Consider the following 21539-nt stretch of genomic DNA (forward strand, 5'->3'; position numbering starts at 1 on the left):
GAGATCATAATGACAGATATAACCACAAAGAAAAGCGCCACCAACACTAAAGGCAATGATTTTAACATTGCCCAAGTGCTTGGGGCATTGCTCGATCATAGATGGCTTATCATTGGTGTTGTTACATTATTTGCAGTTTTCGGCATCATTTATTCTTTATTCACAACGCCCGTTTACCAGGCTGATTCTCTCGTGCAAGTTGAGAAAAAACCTGGTGGGTCTTTGCTGGATAATCTTTCACAAATGATTCCAAACTCTCAGGCCGAATCAACAACAGAAATTGAGTTAATTAAGTCTCGGATGATCATAGGCAAAGCTGTTGATGATCTGGGGCTCGACGTTTCCGTTGAAAGAAAATTCTTTCCTGTTTTTGGAAAAGGTTGGGCGCGCTTAACGGGCAGTAAGCCGCAAGAAATTGAAGTGCCACGACTGTTGGTACCTGAGATATTGTTTGGTGAAGAATTAACACTTACTGTCTTAGATGATCAATCATTCTCTCTTAGCGATGGTGATGGTGAAATATTAAAAGGAAAGTTTGGTGATCTGGCATTTGGTCAAGGTGTAACGGTTGTTGTTAATAATATCTCGGCAAAAGCAGGAGCTACTTACTATATCACTAAAAAAACGCGTTTAGCTGCGATAAATAGTGTTTTAAAGTCGCTAGTGGTCACTGATCGAGGTAAGAAAACTGGTGTTTTGGAGCTGACTCTAACCGGGGAAAGCAAGGCGTTGGTACAAAAAACACTGAACAGCATTGATGAAAACTACGTTCTGCAGAACGTAGCTCGTAAATCTGAAGAAGCAGAAAAAAGTCTGGAGTTTCTTAAAGAACAGTTGCCAGCCGTAAGATCATCACTAGATGATGCCGAAGATAAGCTTAACAGCTATCGGAAGAAGAACGATTCTGTTGATTTATCATTGGAAGCAAAATCGGTGCTGGATAGTATTGTTGCCGTAGAATCGCAACTTAACGAGCTGACATTTAAAGAGGCTGAGATTTCGAAACTGTTTACGAAAGAACACCCTGCATATCGTGCTTTGATGGAGAAGAGGTCTACCTTAGAGAAAGAACGGGCGAAGTTAAACAAGCGTGTCGCTACAATGCCACAGACGCAACAAGAGATTTTGCGATTAACGCGCGATGTTGATGCGGGTAAGGTCATTTATATGCAGTTGCTTAATAAGCAACAAGAATTGAGTATTACTAAAGCCAGTACGGTCGGTAATGTTCGCATAGTTGATGATGCAGTTGCGCAGCCGCGACCTGTTAAACCAAGAAAGACATTAATCGTTTTAATAGCAATTTTCCTCGGTGGTTTGCTGTCCGTCGCTTTCGTTGTTATAACAATGCGTATGCATAGAGGTATTGAATCACCCGATCAGCTAGAACAGGAAGGATTTAATGTCTATGCCAGTATTCCTCTCTCTGAATGGCAACAAAAGAAAGACCTCCAGATTCGATTGGCCTCAAGGCGCAAAGTTAATGCTGATTCGGATAGTTTACTGGCTAATGGCAACCCGGCCGATTTAGCTATCGAAGCTATTCGTAGTTTACGCACTAGCCTCCACTTTGCCATGATGGAGGCGAAGAATAACGTACTGATGATCTCCGGGGCAAGCCCGAATATCGGTAAGACATTCGTGAGCATCAACTTGGCAGCAGTTATTGCACAATCAGGGCAAAAAGTACTGGTGATAGATGCGGATATGCGTAAGGGGTATCTTCACTCGTTGCTTGGTATTGATGGTGGCAATGGTTTATCTGATGTCTTAGCGCAGCAAGTTTCAATTGAAAATGCAATCAAGAAAACCAATGTTGAGGGTATGGACATTATTGTTCGTGGTCAAGTTCCGCCTAACCCTTCCGAACTATTGATGACGCGTGGTCTTGGTGAATTGATTGATTGGGCTAGCCAAAACTATGATATGGTATTGGTTGATACGCCTCCAATTTTGGCTGTTACTGATGCTGCTATTATTGGCCACCATGCAGGTACTGCGTTGATGATCGCGCGCTTTGGTGTTAATACAGTAAAAGAAGTTGAGGTCAGTATTCGTCGCTTTGAGCAGAATGGTACCAATATCAAAGGCGTTATTCTTAACGCTGTTGAAAAGAAAGCGAGTAGTTATTATGGTGGTTATGGTTACTATCATTATGAATACGAGTCAACGAAGAAGTAAGTTGAGATGTGTAATGATAGCAGCCCATTCAGGGCTGCTGTTAATAGTAACGATGTATGCTTTTTCCTAGGATGGTCATCGTGAAAATTATGATGGTTAGCTCGTTATACGCACCATATCAGATGGGCGGTGCCGAGATATCTCTTCAATTGCTAAGTGAGTAACTAGTTAGAAGAGGTCATCAAGTTAGGGTAATTACGCTATGTGATAAACCGTTAAGGTCGTTCTCTATAATCAATGGCGTCGAGGTCGTATACATACCACTTAGAAATATATATTGGCCTTTCAGTGGCAGAAGGCGGAATGTTTTACTACGCTTTTTATGGCACATTATTGATAATTATAACCTATTAATGAAAACTCCGTTTAGGAAGGAAGTGGTAGAGTTTCAACCGGATATAGTGAATACAAATAATTTATCTGGATCTTCAGTCGCAGTTTGGAGTGTCGTTAACGCTCTGGGGATTACACTAGTCCATACTTCACGTGATTACTATCTAATGCATCCGAATACGACGATGTATTGCAAAGGAAAAAATATTGAGCCGCATACGCTGTCAGTTTTTTTTTGGTCCTCTTTAAAGAGAATTTATAGTAAAAAAGTCAATTATTATATTGGCATTAGTTTTTTTATCATGGATTTTCATATAAAGAATAAATTCTTCAAGAATGCATTAAAGGATTATACTTATAATCCAGTATCAGTTTATTCCGGATGTTCGCCCTCTGCAGATGTGATTCGTATCGGGTTTATCGGACGCTTAACAAAAGAAAAGGGGTTTGACGTATATTGCCGCTTGATTGTTAAATTGCGTAACGCCGGATATAATATAAAAGCTTTCGCTGCAGGTGATTGTTTTGATGACAATGATGAGTTTCGAGTTATGTTGCATTCAGCTGATATTATTCAGATGGGACGCGTTAATATCGAGCATTTCTTAAATAACGTAGATATTGTCATTTTCCCTTTTCAATGGCGTGAGCCATTTGGTCGAGTCGTTGTTGAAAGTGCATTAGCCAAAAAACGTGTGTTAATTAACCCAGTTGGCGGGGCAGGAGAATTACTAGAGTTAATCCCATCTGTCAAAGAGATAACGGAAAATAATCTTGAGTGGGCATTGAACTCTACTACAGAAGTTATTGTTGAGCCCGATGTTATAAAGCTTTTTGATATTTATAACATAACAGATGAGTATATATCGACTTATGATCGAGCCAGAGAAACTACCAATTATCACTGAACTTCCTGCTTTGCTTATAGTTTACGATAGCATTGTTTTTTTTCTTGGTCTTTTCCTTGCCTTTGCCTATTTATATCGTATTGTAGTTAAGTATAACTTCAATTTACATGCAGTGATACTTTTCGCTTTATACGTACTCTGTTCGTATTCGTCATATAACATCATGGTTATGCCAATCCATGATTATAACGTCGCTATAGCTAGAAACTTCATTTATCATTATAAATTCTTTAGTTTTATATCGATTGTCGATATTGTCTTTGTAACTATTTTTTTTGCTTTGCTCGCACACTTCACTTTTCATTCCAGCTGGTTTAAGTTTCGACAGAGAGAGTATAAGGTTGCCATCTTTCTAACTGTAGCGATTATTATTCAAGGATGCGTAATCGGTATAATTTCAACTTCAGCGTTTTTCAATCACGTTATGCAAGGTGGCCTTGGTCAGATTAAAAGGCAAGTTGTTTATTTTCGCGGTGTTATTTATTTCAGCGTGCTGATTTATCTTTTCTTTAATTGCATGAAACAGCTTTCGGCATTAGGGTTTTATAAAGTATTGACTTTCTTTTGTGTCTTTGACCTAATAAACTTCACATCCAGTATAGCGGCGAGTAATATATATTATGATTTTTTATGGGAGAGATATGGAGTAAAGGTTACCATAATAGATCAAGATAAGATATACAACTATTTCACTATTTACTCCTTGATGATTTTTGCTTTATTCTTTTCCAGATTGCCGCAAAGATTTACAATCTGTTTGGCAACAATCGTTATTGGTGCAGTGATGTATTTTAATATGTACAAGTTTTTATTCGCCTTCGCCTTTCTCTTTATATTGTATGATATCATCATTAACATTCTTAATAAGAGAATACCAAAGTTAAAAATAACAATAACTTTTCTCATCTGCATCATAGCGCTGCCTGCTATGATGAATTTGTACTCCAGTAAATCGATGAATACTCGCTCAAGTCAAATGACAGATTATTGGAAATATACGGGGCAGTATTTCCCCGAAAGTCTGATAGGCATTGGCTATGGAGGGCTATATTATTCACCTTCCGGCATTGGTGATAAAGGAGAGACAAAAAAAGTTGACCTTATGGAGTTAGATGCACATTATAAAAGAAGTATACAGACGCCGTTTTTGACGCAGTTAAAAAATAGCGGATTGCTTGGTGTTATTTTTATGCTGACTGTCGCAATCATTGTCGCTGTGAGAATGATAAAAGTTAATTTAAAATTGGCTGAACACATCTTCAGTAATGCGATTTGTTTTAATATCATTTGGTTGGTCGGAAGTACCAGTATTTTATTACAACCATATCCGATGCCTTCGCTTGCTTTTGTGAAACTACTATTGCTTCTTTTTTTGATGTTAAGTGCAAACAAGTTGCGAATGGGGTTGCATAGAAATGCTAACTGAATGGATAAGGAAATGGAGGAGGAAGGGGCGTGTATATATCAAATTATTTTCTAAGTTCTTACCCTGGTCGCTTCAGGATAGGTTCGTTTTTTTATTGAAGCTGGGCTATTTCCCTAATTTGAAAAATGCAAGAACCTTCAACGAAAAGATATTGTTTAGAAAGCAAAATAAAATGGGCGGTGACAATTTTGTTTTTCTATCAGACAAATATTTAGTGCGTGATTATGTGCGTGACAAAATCGGAGACCAATACTTCGTCCCTTTAATGTTTTGTACCGACTCTCCAGAGCAGTTATTTGATTATGTTCCCCACTGTGACGTAATTTTGAAACCTAACCATGGGGCCGGGATGTACAGAATTGTAAAAACTTCAAATTATAATTCTGAAATAGAGGATATAGTTAAACTATGTAACGAATGGATGAGAATAGACTTTTCACATATTCAAAGAGAAATTCAGTACAGAAATATTCCTAAGAAGATATTGATGGAAAAGTTGTTAGGCGATGGTGTTATTGCTCCAACTGATTATAAATTCCATATATTCCGTGGTTTGGCAGGTAAGGTTAATTATGTTCTTCAAGTCATAAATGAAAGATTTACTGGCAACTTGTCGCGTACTTTTTATGTAAATGGATTTGATAAGCCATTTGAAACTGGAATAAACAGTAAAGAAAATGGTGAAGAGAAGTCTTTATACGCTATTGACAAAAAGTTGGCATCAGAGGCATTGAGATTGAGTTGTTTGCTGGCCGCTGATTTCGATTATGTACGTGTTGACTGGTATATTCATGATGGCTGCATTTATTTTAGTGAGCTTACGTTTACGCCTGCTGCAGGATTTGGCATTGGATATGGCCCTCACCTAGATAGATTGATGGGAGAGTTTTGGGTATAGATACTGACATTGAGCCAGCATATAACTACTGATATCGAGAAAGTGTATGATATACATCAACGCCCGGTTTTTAACTCAAGATATGACGGGAGTTCAGCGTTTCGCAGCAGAGCTTTGTCTACAACTGGCGGGGCTAAGAGATGATGTTATATTCTTATCGCCACGAGATATTAAACAAGTGGATATCGCATCACGTCTAAATGTTAAAGTAGTAGGTAGTCGTTCGGGGCACCTCTGGGAACAGTGGGATCTTCCTTTTTTTTTGCGAAAAAATGGATGCCCATTGCTTGTTAATCTAGGAAATACAGCTCCATTACTATATCTGAACAAAGTAATCACATTAGATGATATATCTTATCTGCGATATCCTAAAACATACTCATGGGGTTTCCGGTACTGCTATAAGTTTTTTATACCACTTCTATTGAAAACATGTAAGAAGTTATTAACTGTTAGTGATTTTTCGAGAGATGAAATATGTTCACAGTATGGATTTTCTAGAGAGAAGATACATATTATTCATAATGCTGTAAGTGAAAAGTTCACTGGAGCTCATAAGACTGGGCTTAGGAGGGGGTATTTTCTTGCCGTATCCTCGCATCATTACCACAATAATTTTCATGGGTTACTCGCTGCATTCAATAAATTACCTGAAAAGTATGAAATGCATATGATTGTTGCTGGGAGCACGCATCCTAACTATCAGCCCTTAGAATTTGATAAAAACCTCGGTAATAAAGTCAGTTTCGTCGGGCGAGTTTCTGACGAGGAGCTTGTGGATCTGTATCGCAATGCGTTCTGCTTTCTTTTCCCATCCCTATATGAAGGCTTTGGTTTGCCACCGCTAGAAGCTCAAGCCTGTGGTTGTCCCGTGATTGCATCTAATGCCACTGCGATGCCTGAAGTTCTTGGCGAAAGTGCAATTCTTGTCGATCCATTAAACGATGATGCATTAACTGAAGCTATGGAGAAGCTGGTTCTTGACCCAAAACTCAGAGAGTCTCTTATCGCAGCAGGCACTGAAAATATTGAACGATTTTCTTGGCTACTCTCTGCAAGACAACTAAGCTGTGTTATCGACAGCGTATCAGTTTGATAAGCCTACTGCTTTGCTACAGACTTGTCTGCGAGTAAATTTAGAAGAGAAATATCTTGAGGCATATAATGTTGGGTAGTGATTTTAGTGTTGGAATAGTCGCCGATTGGCTTGTTACATCAGCCGGCTCTGAGAGCGTCGTCAAAGAATTGATCAATATATACCCATCTTCCGAGTTGTTTTCGTTGATAGATTTTATCTCTGAGGAGGAACGTAATGACTATTCTGGAAAGAAGGCTAAAACGACATTTATCCAAAAGTTCCTTTTGTTAAGAAAAACTATCAAATTTTTCTGCCTTTGATGCCTTTTGCTGTTGAGCAAATTGACGTTAGCTCTCATAATGTGATTATCTCTAGTTGTCACGCAGTTTCTAAAGGTGTTCTTACTGGACCCGATCAATTACATATAAGTTATGTGCATTCCCCTATGCGTTATGCGTGGGATCTTCAGCATCAATATCTAAAAGAAACTGGTCTCAGCAAAGGTTTGAAAGGACTGATTGTAAAATGGCTTTTGCATAAAATACGCATTTGGGACTACCGAACTGCCCATGGTGTAGACCACATGGTGGCGAATTCCCATTTCATTGCACGTCGGATAAAGAAGGTCCATGGTCGCGATGCTGACGTTATTTACCCTCCGGTGCATGTCGAACGCTTTGCTTTGAATACCCATAAGGAAAATTTCTATATTACGGCATCTAGATTAGTTCCTTATAAGAGGGTTGACCTCATTGTTGAAGCTTTTAGAAGAATGCCGGATAAAAAGCTTATTGTTATTGGTGACGGTCCTGAGATGAAGAAAGTTATTCGCCACACATCAGAAAATGTAAGTGTACTTGGATATCAACCCGATGATGTATTGCAAGACTTGATGGGAAGAGCTAAGGCATTTGTTTTTGCCGCTGAAGAAGACTTTGGGATCGTGGTTGTGGAGGCGCAGGCTTGCGGTACTCCTATCATTGCCTATGGACGTGGTGGTGCGTTAGAAACAGTAAGACCTTATGGTTCGCAGAATGCAACGGGCGTTTTTTTTCATGAACAAACGCCTGAACATATTATGTCTGCTGTTGAAAAATTTGAGTCTATTCAAGATGATTTGTTACCTGAAAACTGTCGTAGTAATGCATTGCGTTTTTCTGCTCATCGGTTCCGTGAAGAATTTAGCGCTTACTTAAAAGATAAATGGATAAATTTTCAAGAGTTAAAGAAGATCACATACTGATATCGTAAAGGGAATGGTCGCATTACTGACTTCTCTTTTAATTTAAGTGACTTACCCTTTATGTTGCTAGTCTTGGTATAGGATTTAATTGGTATTTTTATAAACCATTTATGGGGAGTAAATATGTGTATTATTATTATGGATGGAAAGCGCAATGTTAAAAAATAAAAATGTGCTAAAAACAATTGTACCTAAGGTTTCCCTGATTGTGTCAGATTTTTTATTTTTTAACACCTCTCTTTTTCTTGCCTACTTTATTGTTTTTCACTCTACTGGCAATAGTCTTGTTCTACCCGAGGATGGAACTTACACCGCAAGAATTTTTGCTCATTTAATTCTATCTGTTGTTTGTATTACTTGGTTCCTGTCAAGGTTGAGGCATTATACGTATAGAAAGCCTTTTTGGTTTGAGTTGAAAGAGGTTGTTAGAACATTATTGATTTTTGCTGTTTTAGACCTGTCGCTGGTTGCTTTCTCAAAGTGGAACTTTTCTCGCTGGGTTTGGTTGGTTACGTGGGTTCTCATTTTGATACTCATTCCATTGGGGCGAGCGATTACAAAGCGAATATTGAATAAGCTTCATCTGTGGAAAAAAGATACTATTGTTATCGGTTCCGGAAAAAATGCAAAAGAAGCCTACGCGGCTTTACAGAGTGAGGAAGTACTTGGTTTTAATGTGATTGCCTTTGTTTGCACAAGTTCACCTTGTGAGGAAGTTATCACCGATATCCCTGTGCTTGATTCTGAGGAGGCGCTGTGGAAGATCGCCGATGTTGAGAGTACACAGTTTATTGTCGCGCTAGAATTCGAAGAACATGCATTACGTGACTGGTGGTTAAAGAATCTTGCGAAACATAACTGCCGTTCTGTTTCAGTTATACCGACACTGCGCGGTGTTCCTTTGTATGGCACTGATATGTCGTTCATATTTAGCCATGAGGTCATGATATTACGAGTGGGTAATAATTTGGCCAAGCGTTCGTCACGGCTGATTAAGCGTATTTTTGATATTGTTGGCTCAGCTTCTATCATGTTGGTATTGTCACCTGTATTACTATTTTTGGCATACAAAGTTTCACGTGATGGCGGCAAGGCTATTTATGGTCATGAGCGTGTTGGCCATAATGGGATAAGATTTAAGTGTCTTAAGTTTCGTTCCATGGTAATGAACTCACAAGAAGTGTTAGATGATTTATTACGAACAGATCCTGCTGCAAAGGCCGAATGGGATAAGGATTTTAAATTAAAGAACGATCCTAGAATCACTAAAATTGGTCATTTTATCCGAAAAACCAGCCTTGATGAGTTACCTCAATTGTGGAATGTTTTTAGAGGTGAGATGAGTTTAGTTGGTCCTCGTCCTATTATTGAGGCAGAACTTGAACGTTATGCTGGTGATGTTGATTATTACTATATGGCAAAACCGGGCATGACAGGTCTTTGGCAGGTTAGTGGTCGCAATGATATTGATTACGATACGCGGGTTTATTTTGATGCCTGGTACGTAAAAAATTGGGCATTATGGAATGACATAGCGATTCTATTCAAGACGATAGGTGTGGTTTTGAAGCGTGATGGTGCATATTAGTTTTAATCTTGTGCCTCTGTACGATGCCGAATGGTTTTAAATGAGAATTTCACCTATTTGTTTGATTTTAAACTGTTTATTTTTTGATTACTGAGTCTGCTTTGCTGCATTTTAATGGCGCAACGTTTCATGTTGCGCCTTTCTCAATCAATTTTTCTCCAACAACCTTATAATCCTCTCCTGTTTCATTTTCCTCCCAACCCATTTTCATTCTTTTCCTAACCCATTCCTTCCCCTCTGCCATAAATTTATTTATTCTGTTTTGTCCCTTGTCCCTTGTCCCTTGTCCCTTGTCCCTTGTCCCTTGTCCCTTGTCCCTTGTCACTTGTCACTTGTCTGTTGAAGAATAGTGACTTTCTTCAGTTTCTTATTTAAATTATTATTTTTCAATGTGATAGTTTTTTTCGAAAGAATGTGGATATCTTCTAATACTAGAAAATCCTACTGATTTTAACTCTTTTATCTCTAATTTTTAGATGGTTATTGTCGATGACTTTTTTATTGTTCGAAATTAAATATTAGCGCGACTTATTTATAGGACGATCATCTTTTTATGTTTTTGATTTTGTTGTGTTTTATTTTTTTTATAATAAAAATCCTACCACCTTGACAGCTTGCATTTTTTGAACTTTTCTTTATATGCGAAGAAAGGGGGTTTTTTCGCGAGGTATTCAATTGTGCGGTAACGTTTTTATCGCTAACGCCAGGTTTTAAAATCAGATTTGATTTTGCCTAGCTAAAACCATTTTATTTTTAAGGATACGATTATGGCTTCTCTAGTGTACCAGAAAGAGGCGGCAGCGCTTCTTTTAGCTGTGCTTGGACAAAATGCATCACCAAGCGTGTTTGACACTGTTGGTAATCAAATAGAGAAAGGGCAAACTACCGCCCAGGCATACATCTCCAGTCTGTTATCCTCCAGTGCTGGACAGGCACTCTATGCATCCAAAACAGACGTTGAAATCTTACAGAGTATCTACACAGCAGCCTATGGCAACTCCCCGACAACAGCGCAACTGCAGGCGATTCTTGCTGGGAGCACCTTGAACGATGCCATATCTAGCGCCATTAACTCTTTGCTGAATTACAGCGGTTTTGATAGCGGCACGCTGGCGTCTCAGAGCAACTTCGATGCGCAACTCAATAACGTGCTATTCCCGGGCACTAGCGCCGCTGGCTCTGGGCCTGGTGTGTCGGATGCATTGGCACTCTATTATCTGGCTGGCATCGATCCTGTCACCAGCACGGTTATTACACTAGCTACGCAGATAAATACCTCCGCGCAATCCTTCTCACAAGTAGCCAATAAATTTGTTACCGATCGAGCAGCGCTCAATTCGTTATCAAACACAGATTTTATCAATAAGGTGTTTAATGAAGCCTATGAACGCGCGCCAAGTACCAGTGAGTTCTCCGCTCTGAGTGCAATTCTCAGCGGGGGCGGTACTAAAGGTGATGTATTGATCAATATCATTACCGGATTGCGTGGCACTGTGGGCTCCGGTGATACTGCTGCGCAGCAATTCTTCTTGACTGAGACTCAGCCTGATGCTGCCGGTCAACTGGCGGGTTTGGCTGCTCGTGAACAGGTTGCTTCCATCTATCTTGCTGTACCTCAACGTGATGTTGATGCGCAAGGCTTGGACGACTGGAGCAATTATCTGGGTAAGCACGGTAACACTTTTGCTTCTCTGACCACAAAACTGTTGACCTCTGTTGAGTTTCAGAAAAAAGGTGCTCAATTAACCGGCACTGACTTCATTCAGCACGTATATACTGGCGTTCACGGTGTTGCTGCTACACCAGCGCAAATTGCACTGTATAGCGGTTTAACCGACAAAGGCGCGATCACGACTGCGATTATTAATGACCTGCGCAACTCAACTGCCACCGACGCCACAACTGTAACTCAGCAGCATGGCTTTGAATATGACATCGGTACTAGCCTGCTGTATAAAACCGCTGCATCTCTGACGGCAACGGCTGCTGGGGGTAACGCGACAGGAACTGTCAACACTGGCGCTTCCCACCAAATCAGCAACGCCGAAACCGCAGTACTGACAAATGTTCAACTGAACGCCAATGCCGCCAGCCTGGTCAACCTGAAGTTCGCCGATCACCTGGCAAACCTGACCATCAACGGCACCAGCGCAGCAACGGTCAACCTGTCTGATAACGGCGTTAATCCTGGGGTTGCTGTCACCGTCAACAACGGCAACGTCATTCTGAACGCCAGCTCCGGTTCAGACAACGTGGTCGTGACTTCGACGGCTAACATCGCGACCGGTACCGCGCAGTTTAACCTTGGCGCCGGCAACGACAGCCTGCACTGGGCGGGTAACGCGGTTTCCGGCGGTGCGAACACCGTTGCCAATACCGTCAAGGCTGACGGCGGTACCGGCACGGATTCCATCTCTGCCAACTTCATCACCAAAACCGTCGTGACCAACCAGAACGCCCTGGGCGTTCGCACCAGCACCGTGACCAGCAACGCCAACAACTTCTCGAACTTTGAGCAGATTGATCTGACCGGTTATATCGGTAAGTCTGTCGGTACGCTGATTACGACACCGCTGATTGGTTCACCGACCACCACCAGCGTCACTACGCCAACCAACACCTTCGACTTTGGCCTGACCAACGGCACGTCTACGGTAGAAGGTACTACGGGCGGTACGGTCACCCAGAACGCAGCGGCGACCAACCTGGGGGCGCAAGGGTTCGTGATCTCCGGCCTGGCTAACGTCAACGTCATCAACGCTGCCGGCGGTAACGCCGCACAGCTGGAAGTGAAAGGCGATGCGACCTCAGCCAGTACGCTGAACTTCACCTTCGTCCAAAACGCCACCGACCACTTTAACATCAACTTTGATGCAGTGAGCTCGGCGAACGTGAATGCCGGCGCCATCAGCCTGAACAGCAGCAGCAGTGCGCTGTTGGGCACCGCGCTGACGACGGTGAACGTGGCTTCCGGCGGTACCGGTTCGTTCAACAACATTCTGTCCCTGGCAGGCACCAATGCGCAGGTTCAGACTGTCAACGTGACCGGTGACCATGCGCTGAACTTGACGTTGGGTAGCGGCTTCAGCAACGTTCGTGACGTTAACGCTTCTACCAATACCGGCGGTTTGAACCTGGATTCAAGCCATGCGGGTACCGGTGACGGTATTATCGTGCAGCTGTTGAACGCGTTGCCACTGAGTGCGGTTACCACCGCATTGCTGACCCCGCTGCTGAACACGCTGGGTCTGAACGGTTACCAACTGACGGTAGAAGGGACGTCCACGGCCGACAGCTTCAACGTACTGGGTAACACCACGTTGACCGGGGGCACCGGGGCGAATATCTACGATCTGAAATCCAGTACTTCGCAGGCGGGGGTCACCATCACCGACTTCAGCACTGCGAAAGACAAAATCGTGGATGCGGCTTCCGGCCTGACCCTGTCCAACACCGGTACCGCGGTGGCGGATTACGGTACTCGCGCTTCAGATACGTTGGATGCGCTGTTAGGTTCACTGGTTGGCGGTCTGACTACCGGCGTTGTCGGTCTGTTGGGCGGCATCCTGGGCCTGAGCAATCCTAACTCGCTGACGGCGAAGGTGGGCGTGGCCTCGGTGGTGTTCAGTGGTACAGGTAACAATGCTGACTCCTATGTGATTATTGACAATAACAATAACCACACGCTGGATGCTAACGATACCGTCATTTACCTGACTGGCCAGAACCACCAGCAATTGGTGGATACTCTGCACTACGCTTAAGAGTAAAACCACAACAGCCAATAATTCCCTGTGGAACTATTGAGTTTTAAATAATGCGGGGGAGGTTATTCCCCCGCATGTTTAAATTTGTGAGCAGCATCATCCTCTCTAAGTTATTCCATTTCGTTATCTTCCCGTTGCTTTTTCATTTTCCCGTATCATTCTGTTTTATCATGCCTTTTTAAGGCGTGATGACCGGCTTTTTTTTTATACCCTACCTTGCCGGTTTTCACTTTCTCTACCTATAGTTAACAAAAGTATCTGCAGTCTCGGGCATTTCTTTGGGGTGAGTCTTCTCGGGGTAATTCTTTTTTAGGAATTTCTTTAGGGAAGGGGTCAATGCGGATTGGACTGACAGTGCACATGATGTAAGGGCAGAACGTGAATCAATTTATCCCGCGCAACGAAATTGCGGATGTTATACGGACGCGCAGTAAAGTCTTCTGGACCGTTGGCATATTCACTGCGTTTATTAACCTGTTAATGCTGGTGCCTTCCATTTACATGCTCCAGGTTTACGACCGGGTGCTTCCTTCTCGTAATGAAATCACGCTGTTAATGCTGACGCTGATCATGCTGGGTATGTTCGGCATGATGTCCTTGCTGGAATACGTGCGCAGCATGGTGGTGATCCGCATCGGCAGCCAGCTGGATATGCGTCTCAATACGCGTATCTATACGGCGGCTTACGAGGCGAATTTAAAGAACGGCTCTTCCGATGCCGGCCAGATGCTGAGCGATCTGACCAACGTACGTCAATTCCTGACCGGCAGTGCGCTGTTCGCCTTCTTCGATGCGCCGTGGTTCCCTATTTATCTGCTGGTGATTTTCCTGTTTAACCCTTGGCTGGGGTTGTTCGCGCTGGTGGGCTCCTTGCTGTTGATCGCCCTGGCGGTGATCAACGAAGTGGTGTCGAAGAAACCGTTGGCGGATGCCAGCCGGCTTTCTATCATGTCGGGCAATCTGGCCAGCACCAACTTGCGCAATGCCGAAGTGATTGAAGCGTTGGGGATGTTACCCAACCTGAAGGGGCGCTGGTTCAGTTTGCATCAGCGCTTCCTGAACAGCCAACGCATCGCCAGCGAACGGGCATCACGGGTCACGTCGATCACGAAGTTTGTGCGTCTGTCGCTTCAGTCGCTGGTTTTGGGCCTGGGGGGCTGGCTGGCGATCGATGGGCACATCACGCCGGGCATGATGATCGCCGGTTCCATTTTGATGGGGCGCACGTTGGCGCCTATCGAGCAGGTGATTAACGTTTGGAAAAGCTGGAGCTCCGCCAAACTGGCTTACCAGCGCCTGGTACGCTTGTTGGAGCAGCATCCGCCGCGTGGTACCGCCATGTCGCTACCGCGCCCGGAAGGGGTGATTTCCGTTGAAGGGGTGACCGCGACGCCGCCCGGCTCGAAGGGGAGCGCGGTGTTGCATAACGTCAGCTTCGCCATTCAGCCGGGAGACGTGCTGGGGATTATCGGGCCAAGCGCCTCCGGCAAGTCGACGTTGGCGCGTCTGCTGGTCGGCATCTGGCCGGTCAGCGAAGGCATCGTGCGCCTGGACAACGCCGACATCTACCAGTGGAACAAGGACGAGCTGGGGCCTTACATCGGCTATCTGCCGCAGGATATTGAGCTGTTCGCCGGCAGCATCGCGGAGAACATCGCCCGCTTCAACGAGCTGGACTCGGAGAAAGTGATCGAGGCCGCCAAGTTGGCCGGAGTGCATGAGCTGATTCTGCGCTTCCCCAATGGCTATGATTCGGTTATTGGCAGCGGGGGCGCCGGGCTTTCCGGCGGTCAGAAACAGCGTATCGGTTTGGCGCGCGCGCTGTATGGCGATCCTTCTCTTATCGTGCTGGATGAACCCAACTCCAATCTGGACGATGCCGGCGAGCGGGCGTTGAACCAGGCCATTACGTTCCTTAAACAGCGGAATAAGACGGTGATCCTGATTACGCACCGCACCAATCTGCTGGCGATGACCAACAAGCTGTTGCTGCTGGTTAACGGGAACGTCAATGCGTTTGGCCCAACGCAGCAGGTGCTGCAGGCCTTGGCGAATGCGCAAAAAGCGCAGGTGCCTACGCAGGCGGTGCGTGCGGTGAACTCCGAGCCGGATGAAGGCGATGTTCCTAAAACTCAAATTAATTAAGCCGTGAACTGGCCTGGCGGCGCCGTTGCGTCGCCGGCAGTCAAAGGAGTTGGTATGTCTACGCATATTGGCGAGCCGAATGACTCGTACTCAGAACAGATCCCGCTGGATGAGCGCCGTTATACCCGTCTCGGGTGGTTGGCGCTGGGTGTGGGCGTGTTCGGTTTCTTGGCCTGGGCGGCGTTTGCACCTTTGGACAAAGGGGTCGCGTCGCCGGGATCGGTAACCGTTTCCGGCAACCGTAAAACGGTGCAGGCACCGGCCAGCGGCATCATCAAAAATATCGTGGTGAAAGACGGCGACAAGGTGAAAGCCGGCGAAGTCCTGGTGCAGTTGAGCCAGGTGCAGGCACAGGCGCAGGTCGATTCGCTGCGCGATCAGTATTACACCACGCTGGCGACCGAAGGGCGCTTGCTGGCTGAACGGGACGGTCTGAGCAAGGTCACTTTTTCCCCTGTTTTCGCTCAGGTTAAGGCTCAGCCGCGTGTCGCGGAGATCATTGCGCTGCAGACGCAGCTGTTCGCCTCCCGTCGCCAAGGGCTGCAAAGTGAAATTGACGGTTATAAGCAGTCGATGGACGGGATCCGTTTCCAATTGAAAGGCCTGCAGGACTCACGTGCCAACAAACAGATCCAACTCTCCAGCCTGCGTGAGCAGATGAACAGCATGAAACAGCTGGCGGCGGACGGTTACCTGCCGCGCAACCGCTATCTGGAAATTCAGCGCCAGTTCGCCGAGGTGAACAGCAGCATCGATGAAACCGTCGGGCGGATTGGCCAACTGCAAAAGCAGCTGCAGGAATCTCAGCAACGCATCGATCAGCGCTTCGCCGACTATCAGCGCGAAGTCAGAACGCAGCTGGCGCAAACCCAAATGGACGCCAGCGAGTTCCGTAACAAGCTGCAAATGGCCGATTTCGATCTGGGCAACACCGCCATCACCTCACCGGTGGACGGCACCGTGGTCGGATTGAATATCTTCACTCAGGGGGGCGTCGTGGGAGCGGGTGACCACCTGATGGACGTGGTACCCAGCCAGGCGACATTGGTGGTGGATTCTCGCCTCAAAGTCGACCTGATCGATAAGGTGTACAACGGGTTGCCGGTGGATCTGATGTTTACCGCCTTCAACCAAAACAAAACCCCGAAAATTCCGGGAACGGTCACGCTGGTTTCCGCCGATCGTCTGGTCGACAAAACCAATGGCGAACCTTACTACCAGATGCAGGTCACGGTCTCGCCGGAGGGCATGAAAATGCTCAGTGGCGAGGACATCAAGCCGGGGATGCCGGTGGAAGTGTTCGTGAAAACGGGGTCACGCTCGCTGCTGAGCTATCTGTTTAAACCTATTTTGGATCGCGCTCATACTTCATTAACCGAGGAATAATTTTGATTCATTCAAAACGACAGGCTGCCGGTCTGGTTATCGGCACCCTTTTGTTTGCGATGTCTGCGCCGGTTTATTCGATAGGGATTTTAGACGCATATTCGCTGGCATTAGAAAAGGACCCGACCTTCCGGGCGGCTATAAAAGAAAAAGAAGCGGGAGATGAGAACGAAAATATCGGCAGGGCGGGGCTGCTGCCGAAGGTATCGCTGAACTACCAGAATTCGCCGCGCAACTGGCAAACGCAGAAGTACCCGCAAAGCGATTTCTTTGGCAACATTACGGAAGCGACGCGGCGTCAGCAGTACCGCAGCTACTCCAGCTCGGTGACGTTGACGCAGCCGCTGTTCGATTATGAGGCCTATGCGCGTTACAAAGGCGGCGTGGCGCAGACGATGATGTCGGATGAACGCTACCGCGGCAAACTGCTCGATCTGGCGGTGAGGGTGATCAGCGCCTACGTCGAAGTGGCCTATTCCAAAGATCAAATCGCCTTGGCCGAGGCGCAAAAAACAGCCTATAAAGAGCAGCTGGCGTTGAACGATCGGCTGATGAGCGCGGGTGAGGGAACGTTGACCGACGTTTCCGAAACGCAGGCGCGCTACAGCCTGGCCGAGGCGCAGGTGATCGAGGCGCGCGACGCGCTGGATGCCGCACAGCGCGAGCTGGAGGTGATCATCGGTGTGCCGTTGAATCAACTGGATGAGCTGCAGGTCTTACGGCCGGGCAAGTTCCAGGTGGCTCCGCTGATCCCGTCGAAGTTTGAAGAGTGGCAAAAGATCGCCCTGGAGAATAACCCGGTGCTGGCCGCCTCGCGCCACGGCGTCGATGCGGCAAAATACGAGGTAGAGAGAAACCGCGCCGGCTTTATGCCGAGTGTGCAACTCTATGCTTCGCATTCGGAGAACGATTCCAGCAGCGACAACACGGTTAATCAGAAATACCGTACCGACAGTATCGGGGTGCAGGTGAGTTTGCCGATTTATTCCGGCGGCGGTGTGGCGGCCTCAACGCGGCAGGCGGCGGCACGTTACGGCCAGGCGATGGCTGAGATGGACACGCAGGTTGGCTCGACGCTGAACGATCTGCGCAAACAGTTCAATCTGTGCATCAGCAGCCGAGCCAAGCTGGCGGCCTACGAGCTGGCGGTGAAGTCGGCGACCACGCAGGTGACGGCGACCCGGCAGAGCGTTTTGGCGGGGCAGCGCGTCAACGTCGATGTGCTCAACGCCGAACAGCAGCTCTATAGCGCCCAGCGCGATCTGGCCTCTGCCAAGTACACCTACATCAAGTCCTGGATTACCCTGCTGAGCGACTCCGGCACGTTGGATGAGAAGGATGTGCTGCGCGTGGCGCAGTATTTCGCCCGCAACCGCTAGTGGATTTTTCACTATAAGCATTAATCTGAAAGAGCAGCGTTTAGCTGCTCTTTTTGTTTTAATACGTTATGGTTACTCGTTTTTCAATACTGTTCGGTTGACTGGTCGGTATTTCTCGTTGGGTTCATGCGTGTATCAGACTAACTACCGGAGAGAAAAGATGAATACTGAAGTATTTTTTAGCGCCTGATGCGCGAGGAAGGAATTGTCATGGCAATTTTAGTCACCGGTGGTGCCGGTTACATCGGATCCCACACTGTTTTATCTCTGTTGGAACGTGGCGAAGACGTAGTGGTGTTGGACAACCTGTCGAACTCTTCTGCTGAGTCGTTACTTCGTGTGGAAAAGCTGACGGGGAAAGCCGCCGTGTTCTATCAGGGCGATATTCTGGATGCTGAGTGTCTGCAGCGTATCTTCGAGGCGCATGACATCTCGGCCGTGATCCACTTTGCCGGCCTCAAGGCCGTCGGGGAGTCAACACGTAAACCGCTTGAGTATTATCAGAACAACGTCACCGGCACGTTGGTATTGTTGGATGCCATGCGCCGTGCCGGCGTACATGATTTCATCTTCAGTTCTTCCGCTACTGTTTATGGTGCCAATTCGCCGGTGCCTTACGTCGAGACGACGCCGATCGGCGGCACGACCAGCCCTTATGGCACGTCTAAGCTGATGGTAGAGCAGATCCTGCAAGATTTCGCCAAGGCAGAACCGCAATTTTCGATCATTGCCTTGCGTTACTTTAACCCGGTGGGCGCCCATGAATCGGGTTTGATCGGCGAAGATCCTAATGGGATTCCCAATAACCTGTTGCCTTACATCTCGCAGGTGGCGATCGGCAAGCTGGAAAAGCTGGGTATTTTCGGCGGGGATTACCCGACGAACGATGGGACGGGAGAGCGTGATTACATTCATGTCATGGATCTGGCCGAAGGCCATCTGAAAGCGATGGATCATCTGCCGAAGCTCAACGGATTTAAGGCCTATAACCTGGGGGCCGGTGTAGGGCACTCGGTGCTGGCGATGGTTCAGGCATTTGAAAAAGCCTCCGGTGTCGCGATCCCTTACCAAATAATGCCGCGCCGCGACGGCGATCTGCCTGCCTTCTGGGCGAACGCCGATCTGGCTTATCAGGAGCTGGGGTGGAAAGTGCGCAGGGGGCTTGATGATATGATGCGCGATACCTGGAACTGGCAGAAGAAAAATCCTAAGGGTTTTCAGCGCTGATCCTGCAGTTTACCCCCATCGTTTATAGGAAAGGATAAATGGTGGGGCCAAAACGACCATTGGGCAATCAGTAAGCGATACTTGATAAATTGTAACCAGCTTCCTAGAAAATACAGCAAAACTTTCTACTACATTTCCTATATTTCATTTTAAAACCATTGAGTTAAATCTTATCCTTGAACAAGAACCACACAGATTCAGCGTATTTTTTTACGTTACGGTGTCGGATGTTTTTGCAAATTGTGCTAGTCTCTCAAACCTTCGCGGACCCTATATTATTTCTGTCATATGCACGCGAGTTTGTTTAAGGTTCGTTCAAAAAGACCTCAAACGTGAAGTGTAAACTCGGTGGCGACGCGTGTTTATAAGCATAATTCGAGGTCTCTGGGTAACGTTTTTGTGAGTAAATTTCTAATGAAAGTGATAGAGACGCAGGTTGAAGGTGTAAAGCTGATCGAACCCAAAGTGTTTGGCGACCAGCGTGGTTTTTTCTTGGAAACGTTCCAAAAAAGCCGATACCAGGAGCTGCTCGGCATTGATGCGGAGTTCGTACAAGATAACCACTCCCGTTCTGCGCGTGGCGTCTTGCGGGGATTGCATTTTCAAACGGCAAAACCGCAAGGTAAGTTGGTAAGGGTGGTACGCGGCGAGGTCTACGATGTGGTCGTCGATATTCGTCCTGAGTCGCCGACGTTCAAAAAGTGGGTTGGCGTCTACTTGTCTGAAGAGAACAAAAACCAACTTTGGGTGCCGCCTGGTCTCGCCCATGGTTTTGTCGTAGTTTCGGACTCGGCTGATTTTGAATATAAATGCACTGATTACTATGATCCAAGTAATGAAGGTTGCCTACTGTGGAACGATCCGGAAGTAGGTGTCGAATGGCCAATCAGCGATCCGCTGTTGTCGCCAAAGGATCTGCAGGGAAAACTGTTTAGAGAGCTTTTTTAATGCGTGTACTTTTGACTGGTGCTGCGGGGCAGCTGGGACGCTGTATTATCGATCGTTTCCCTGCCAATTGGACCCTGATGGCGATGGACAGCCAGCAATTGGATATCGCGGACTCCGCTGCCGTTTCGGCAGCGGTTGAACAGCTAGTACCGGATGCCATTATCAATGCTGCGGCTTATACTGCGGTGGATAAAGCGGAATCTGAGCCTGAAAAGGCCAGGGCGATCAATGCGCTCGGCCCAGGATTCCTGGCTACAGCAGCGGCGAAGTTAGACATTCCTTTCATACATATCTCGACCGATTACGTCTTTGACGGCACTTCATCGGAACCGTACTGTGAAGAGACGCCATGTTCACCCCAGAGCGTTTACGGGCAAACGAAACTCGAAGGTGAGCGTGCGGCTTTGCTGGCAAATCCGAAAACGGTAGTGATCAGAACGGCCTGGGTTTTCAGCGAGTACGGCAACAACTTCGTGAAAACCATGCTGCGAGTCGGTGCACAGAGGGGGGAATTGGGCGTGGTAAGCGACCAGTTCGGCTGCCCTACCTATGCGGGAGACATTGCGGCGACGGCCATCGCTATGCTGTCCCATCCTCAATTACCTTACGGTATCTATCATTACTGCGGCGATAACGCGGTTTCATGGTTCGATTTTGCTTGCGCTATCTTCCGGGAGGCGGAGAACTCAGGTCATTATCCGCATCAGGTGAATGTCAAACCTATCGCAACCCATGAATATCCAACGCCTGCATCCAGGCCTGCTTATTCGATTCTGAGCACCAGCAAGATTTGTGCGCTGGATCTGAAGCCTAGCCCATGGGAACAGCAACTTAAAAGTGTGCTCCAGAAGATATTATCTCAGTGATGATCCTTCAAATGGATAAGATTAAAGGGGATAATGCTATCCCCTTTGACGTTTTTGCATGGTGATGAAACGTTATCATCGCTTATGGGCCTGACGTTCAGTCTTTCAACCACCCTAATGGCATGACTTTGTGACTGCGGTAAATTACGGGTTTAGGAACTAGATA

14 protein-coding genes and 1 pseudogene are annotated in these 21539 nt (G+C 46.3%); 14 read left to right on the top strand and 1 reads right to left on the bottom strand.

The genetic code is table 11. From position 1 onward, the window contains the following. Positions 1–9 precede the first annotated feature (9 nt). The 7 genes and pseudogenes from wzc (at position 10) to wbaP (ending at position 9655) form a co-directional block, all read left to right on the top strand. A complete protein-coding gene (gene wzc / locus AC4PR2_RS03565; RefSeq protein WP_492174897.1) occupies positions 10–2181 on the top strand; it encodes a tyrosine-protein kinase Wzc in 2172 nt (723 codons plus the stop codon). 377 nt (positions 2182–2558) lie between these two features. Further along, positions 2559–3422, top strand: coding sequence for a glycosyltransferase (locus AC4PR2_RS03570; RefSeq protein WP_492174898.1), 864 nt, complete (start codon positions 2559–2561; stop codon positions 3420–3422). After that, positions 3388–4848: a hypothetical protein gene (locus AC4PR2_RS03575; RefSeq protein ID WP_197801861.1), complete on the top strand. Its 1461-nt coding sequence runs from the start codon at positions 3388–3390 to the stop codon at positions 4846–4848. Before AC4PR2_RS03570 ends, AC4PR2_RS03575 begins: the two co-directional genes overlap by 35 nt. Further along, positions 4838–5746: an ATP-grasp fold amidoligase family protein gene (locus tag AC4PR2_RS03580; RefSeq protein ID WP_197801860.1), complete on the top strand. Its 909-nt coding sequence runs from the start codon at positions 4838–4840 to the stop codon at positions 5744–5746. The genes AC4PR2_RS03575 and AC4PR2_RS03580 overlap by 11 nt, the downstream gene beginning before the upstream one ends. Positions 5747–5792: 46 nt before the next feature. After that, positions 5793–6842 (top strand): glycosyltransferase family 4 protein, encoded by a 1050-nt coding sequence (locus AC4PR2_RS03585; RefSeq protein WP_492174899.1) that lies wholly within the window; start codon positions 5793–5795, stop codon positions 6840–6842. Positions 6843–6910: 68 nt separating this feature from the next. Continuing rightward, positions 6911–8067 (top strand): annotated as a pseudogene (locus AC4PR2_RS03590) (glycosyltransferase family 4 protein). Between the two features lie 154 nt (positions 8068–8221). Beyond that, complete coding sequence (gene wbaP / locus AC4PR2_RS03595; RefSeq protein ID WP_197801855.1) at positions 8222–9655, top strand: undecaprenyl-phosphate galactose phosphotransferase WbaP; 1434 nt, start codon at positions 8222–8224, stop codon at positions 9653–9655. Positions 9656–9782: 127 nt separating this feature from the next. Here wbaP and AC4PR2_RS03600 read toward each other — a convergent pair whose 3' ends face one another. Beyond that, the gene (locus AC4PR2_RS03600; protein WP_492174900.1) at positions 9783–9980 is read right to left on the bottom strand and encodes a hypothetical protein; all 198 of its coding nucleotides are present in this window, start codon (positions 9978–9980) and stop codon (positions 9783–9785) included. 442 nt (positions 9981–10422) lie between these two features. Between AC4PR2_RS03600 and AC4PR2_RS03605 the strand changes: the two genes are divergently transcribed. The 7 genes from AC4PR2_RS03605 (at position 10423) to rfbD (ending at position 21373) form a co-directional block, all read left to right on the top strand. After that, positions 10423–13419, top strand: a complete 2997-nt coding sequence (locus tag AC4PR2_RS03605) for a DUF4214 domain-containing protein (RefSeq protein WP_197801853.1) — start codon at positions 10423–10425, stop codon at positions 13417–13419. A 381-nt stretch (positions 13420–13800) separates the two neighbouring features. After that, the gene (locus AC4PR2_RS03610; protein ID WP_047728091.1) at positions 13801–15567 is read left to right on the top strand and encodes a type I secretion system permease/ATPase; all 1767 of its coding nucleotides are present in this window, start codon (positions 13801–13803) and stop codon (positions 15565–15567) included. A gap of 54 nt (positions 15568–15621) precedes the next feature. Continuing rightward, a complete protein-coding gene (locus tag AC4PR2_RS03615) occupies positions 15622–16953 on the top strand; it encodes an HlyD family type I secretion periplasmic adaptor subunit (RefSeq protein WP_159317842.1) in 1332 nt (443 codons plus the stop codon). A gap of 2 nt (positions 16954–16955) precedes the next feature. Further along, entirely contained in the window at positions 16956–18332 is a 1377-nt protein-coding gene (locus AC4PR2_RS03620; protein WP_089185733.1) for a TolC family outer membrane protein, read from the top strand. 210 nt (positions 18333–18542) lie between these two features. Further along, positions 18543–19559, top strand: coding sequence for a UDP-glucose 4-epimerase GalE (galE, locus tag AC4PR2_RS03625; protein WP_492174901.1), 1017 nt, complete (start codon positions 18543–18545; stop codon positions 19557–19559). Positions 19560–19973: 414 nt separating this feature from the next. After that, positions 19974–20507, top strand: coding sequence for a dTDP-4-dehydrorhamnose 3,5-epimerase (gene rfbC, locus AC4PR2_RS03630; RefSeq protein WP_049202254.1), 534 nt, complete (start codon positions 19974–19976; stop codon positions 20505–20507). Further along, on the top strand, positions 20507–21373 hold the full coding sequence (gene rfbD, locus AC4PR2_RS03635; RefSeq protein ID WP_197801850.1) for a dTDP-4-dehydrorhamnose reductase: 867 nt from the start codon (positions 20507–20509) through the stop codon (positions 21371–21373). The genes rfbC and rfbD overlap by 1 nt, the downstream gene beginning before the upstream one ends. The last annotated feature ends 166 nt before the right edge of the window (positions 21374–21539 follow it).

The organism is Serratia sp. A07 (assembly GCF_058725505.1).

Excerpts from the sequence above, each read along its gene's own strand:
- wzc (WP_492174897.1), top strand. The coding sequence starts at position 10 with ATGACAGATATAACCACAAAGAAAAGCGCCACCAACACTAAAGGCAAT.
- AC4PR2_RS03575 (WP_197801861.1), top strand. The coding sequence starts at position 3,388 with ATGATCGAGCCAGAGAAACTACCAATTATCACTGAACTTCCTGCTTTG.
- AC4PR2_RS03580 (WP_197801860.1), top strand. The coding sequence starts at position 4,838 with ATGCTAACTGAATGGATAAGGAAATGGAGGAGGAAGGGGCGTGTATAT.
- AC4PR2_RS03585 (WP_492174899.1), top strand. The coding sequence starts at position 5,793 with ATGATATACATCAACGCCCGGTTTTTAACTCAAGATATGACGGGAGTT.
- wbaP (WP_197801855.1), top strand. The coding sequence starts at position 8,222 with ATGTTAAAAAATAAAAATGTGCTAAAAACAATTGTACCTAAGGTTTCC.
- AC4PR2_RS03605 (WP_197801853.1), top strand. The coding sequence starts at position 10,423 with ATGGCTTCTCTAGTGTACCAGAAAGAGGCGGCAGCGCTTCTTTTAGCT.
- AC4PR2_RS03615 (WP_159317842.1), top strand. The coding sequence starts at position 15,622 with ATGTCTACGCATATTGGCGAGCCGAATGACTCGTACTCAGAACAGATC.
- galE (WP_492174901.1), top strand. The coding sequence starts at position 18,543 with ATGGCAATTTTAGTCACCGGTGGTGCCGGTTACATCGGATCCCACACT.
- rfbC (WP_049202254.1), top strand. The coding sequence starts at position 19,974 with ATGAAAGTGATAGAGACGCAGGTTGAAGGTGTAAAGCTGATCGAACCC.
- rfbD (WP_197801850.1), top strand. The coding sequence starts at position 20,507 with ATGCGTGTACTTTTGACTGGTGCTGCGGGGCAGCTGGGACGCTGTATT.